This is a genomic window from Streptomyces sp. E2N166 (assembly GCF_003671715.1).
Lineage (GTDB): Bacteria > Actinomycetota > Actinomycetes > Streptomycetales > Streptomycetaceae > Streptomyces > Streptomyces thinghirensis.
Window position 1 is genome coordinate 1,436,898 of the sequence record NZ_RAIF01000006.1, and the last position, 3,367, is coordinate 1,440,264.

General features: G+C 72.1%; 3 protein-coding genes. 1 reads left to right on the forward strand and 2 read right to left on the reverse strand.

Annotated elements, in window-relative coordinates:
• Positions 1-116: 116 nt before the first annotated feature.
• Together EBH09_RS06980 and EBH09_RS06985 are read right to left on the reverse strand one after the other, a co-directional pair.
• Positions 117-1,655, reverse strand: a complete 1,539-nt coding sequence (locus EBH09_RS06980) for an APC family permease (RefSeq protein WP_121746057.1) — start codon at positions 1,653-1,655, stop codon at positions 117-119.
• Positions 1,656-1,694: 39 nt separating this feature from the next.
• Positions 1,695-2,645, reverse strand: coding sequence for a hypothetical protein (locus tag EBH09_RS06985; protein WP_121746058.1), 951 nt, complete (start codon positions 2,643-2,645; stop codon positions 1,695-1,697).
• Positions 2,646-2,860: 215 nt separating this feature from the next.
• On the opposite strand from EBH09_RS06985, the gene EBH09_RS06990 reads away from it, so the two are divergent.
• Positions 2,861-3,367 (forward strand): NUDIX domain-containing protein (locus EBH09_RS06990; RefSeq protein WP_193776147.1); only part of this gene is annotated, 507 nt, incomplete at its 3' end.

The window sequence follows — 3,367 nt, forward strand, 5'->3', positions numbered from 1 at the left end:
CCCCCGAGGAGGTGGCTGAGAGGCCCCGCTGTGTCATCCACGGCGCCGGCGATCCGCGCGTCGAGGAACCGCCGGCCCGCCCCGGACCCGCTCACGCCGTCGGCGTCCCGTGAGGGTCAGGAGGACGCCGCCTTGTCCAGCTGGAACGCCTCGTTGCCCTGGCCGATGCGGGCATGCCGCTCGGGTGCGCGGGAGCGCAGGACCAGGCCCTGCACGAGGCCGGCCACCGCGGCGAGGCCGATGATGCCGGGCAGCATCCAGCTCAGGGAGGAGTCGGGGCCCGCGCCGACGAGGACGTCGAAGTCCTTGACCGTGTAACCGGCGATCACCACAAGGGCCACGCCCGCGACGGTGGAGGTCGCCAGCCGCACGCCCTGGGTGCCGGCGGCGCCACGGCGGACGAAGAAGGCGACGACGGAGAACGAGGCCGCGGCCATCAGCACGATCACGCCGAGGGCACCGATGTTGCCGCCCCAGGTGAACAGGTGCAGCACGGGCTGGGTGGGGTCGCCGTTCGGCTTGTCGTCGGCGATCGCGAAGCCGATGACCACGACCGCGGACACGGCGGTCTGGAGCAGCGAGCCGGTTCCCGGGGCGCCGCTGGAGCCGCTGGTCCGCCCGAAGGCGGCGGGCAGCAGCCCCTCCCGCCCCATGGCGAAGGCGTACCGGGCGACGACGTTGTGGAAGCTGAGCAGGGCGGCGAACATGCCGGTCACGAAGAGCACGTGCAGGACGTCGGTGAAGGTGCCGCCCAGCCGGTCCTCGGTGAGGGAGAACAGGAGCCCGGCGCTCTGCTCCTGCGCGGTGCCGACGATCCTGTCGGGTCCGGTGGCGACGGTCAGGGCCCAGCTGCTGAGCGCGAAGAAGACCGCGACCCCGCCCACCGCGAGGAACATGACACGCGGCACGAGCACGTGCGGCCGGCTGGTCTCCTCGGCGTACACGGGCGCCTGCTCGAAGCCGAGGAAGGCGGCGATGCAGAAGCACAGCGCGGTCCCCACGCCCGCTCCCGTCAGGGTGTCGGGGTTGAAGGCGTGCAGCGACAGCCCCTGCGCCCCCGGATCGGCGACGGCGGCGATGTCGAACACGACCACGAGCACGACCTCGATGAGCAGCAGAACACCCAGCACGCGCGCGTTGACGTCGATCTTCAGCCAGCCCAGCGTGCCGACCGCGAGCACGGCCAGCAGCGCCGGTATCCACCAGGCGACCTCCAGGTCGGCGTAGGTGGCCAGGAGCCCGGAGACCTCGAAGCCGAAGATGCCGTAGATGCCGACCTGGAGGGCGTTGTAGGCGACCAGCGCGACCATGGCGGCGCTCGCGCCGGCGGTGCCGCCGAGTCCGCGGGAGATGTACGCGTAGAAGGCCCCCGCGTTGTGGACGTGCCGGCTCATCTCGGCGTACCCGATGCTGAAGAGGATCAGCACCACGCCCAGCAGCACGAAGAGCAGCGGCTGCCCGACGATGCCCATCACCGCGAACGTGGTGGGCATGACCCCGGCGACCACCATCAGCGGGGCGGTGGCGGCCAGCACGGAGAGAAGCAGGCCCCCGGTACCGAGCCGGTCGGCGCGCAGCGCCCGCTCCTGCCCCTTGAAGGTGCTGATGGCGCCACCGCTCGCGGATCTGCTCGTGCTCGAACTGCCCGTGGTCATCGGGACGTCCTTCTTTCGTGGGGTCGGGTGCCTCGAGGGTCAGGCCGTGCCGAGCGCACTCGCGCGGGCGGCTCGGAAGGCGGGGTGGGGATCGCGGTCCGGGTACGACCACGGGGCGGGCGTGACGTGTTCGCCGATGCGGTGGAAGAGGGCGGCGGCCTCGGCGCCGCGACCCTCGCAGTACTTGGCGTGGGCGAGGAAGTTCAGGTCGATCAGCCGGCGCGGGTGGCCGTCCTGCTCCCACTCCAGCCACCAGTCGAAGGCCGCCTTCATCACCAGCCTGGCGCGGCGGCCGACCCAGTGGCCACAGGCGCTCGGGTCGGCGGACTCGTGGCCGGCGGCGGCGAGCACGCGGTAGCGCTCGGCGTGCGCGACGACCGGGAGGATCGCCAGCGGGGAGTCGGCGGGGGCCTGTTCGGCGGCCCAGTTGGCGAAGTCGTAGACCTCGTGCAGCGGGTCGGCACCGCCGTCGCCGTCGCGTTCGGCGAGCCGGGCGACCATCAGGTGATGGGCGTGATGGTGATCGGCGTATCGCGCCCGCACCGCCTCGAAGACCCGGACGACCTCGTCCACCTCGCCGAGCGAACGCTCCAGCATGAGAAGCCCGAGCCAGGGCGTCGGATCGTTCGGGACGAGCGCGGCGGCGTCCCGGCACACCTCCCGGACCCGGGCGGGCTTCTCCTTGCCGCGCAGGGCGCGGTGGACCAGCGCGAGGGCGAGCAGTATCGAGGCGTCGGCGGAATCGGGTTCGGCCAGCAGCCACTCGCGGGCCCAGGGGGCGCTGTAGGACTCCTTGGCGAGCACGGTCACCCGGTGCCCGCGGCGGTCCCAGTCGTCCCCCGTGTGGACCAGCAGGGAGCGGGCGGACTGCCATCGGCCCTGGGCCAACGCGGCCCGGGCGGAGGCCAGTTCGTCGTCGTCGAGGGCGTCGTCGAAGGCCTGGGCCGCGCGTTTGCGGCCGCGGCCGAGGGGAGGCGGAGGTGGGGACACCGCGGGAACTTCCTCACGCGACGCGGTAGGTCGTCGTAGCCGGTCTGCCATGAACTGATCACGCACAGCAAAGCGGCAGCCAACGCTTTCCGTCAAGGCCCGGCAGCCCGTTACACGCGTCAACTGACTTGATACCAAAGGAACTTGCCTGATACCACCACCCCCTTCCCTCCCCATTCCCCAGGCGAGGGCACGGCCGCTGTTTGGATGGGCGGATGAGCGCTGCTGACGAGATCCTCGACATCGTCGACGAGAACGACCGCGTCACCGGGCAGGCCCGGCGGGGCGACGCGTACGCCCAGGGGCTGCGTCACCGCTGCGTGTTCGTGTTCGCCCGGGATCCAGCCGGACGCGTCTTCGTCCACCGCCGCACGGCGACGAAGCTGGTGTTTCCCTCCCTGTACGACATGTTCGTCGGCGGGGTGGTGGGCGCGGGCGAGTCCTACGACGACGCGGCACTGCGGGAGGCGCAGGAGGAACTGGGGGTGACGGGGCTGCCGCGCCCGGAGTTCCTCTTCAAGTTCCTGTACGACGGCGGTGCCGGACGGGCCTGGTGGTCGGCGGTGTACGAGGTGCGCTGCGAGGGACCGGTCGCTCCGCAGGTGGAGGAGGTGGCCTGGCACGGGTTCCTCACGGAGGCGGAGGTGGAACGGCGCCTCGGGGAGTGGGAGTGGGTGCCGGACGGCCTGGACGCGTATGCGCGGCTGCGGGCTTGGCGGGGG

Excerpts from the sequence above, each read along its gene's own strand:
- EBH09_RS06980 (WP_121746057.1), bottom strand. The coding sequence starts at position 1,655 with ATGACCACGGGCAGTTCGAGCACGAGCAGATCCGCGAGCGGTGGCGCC.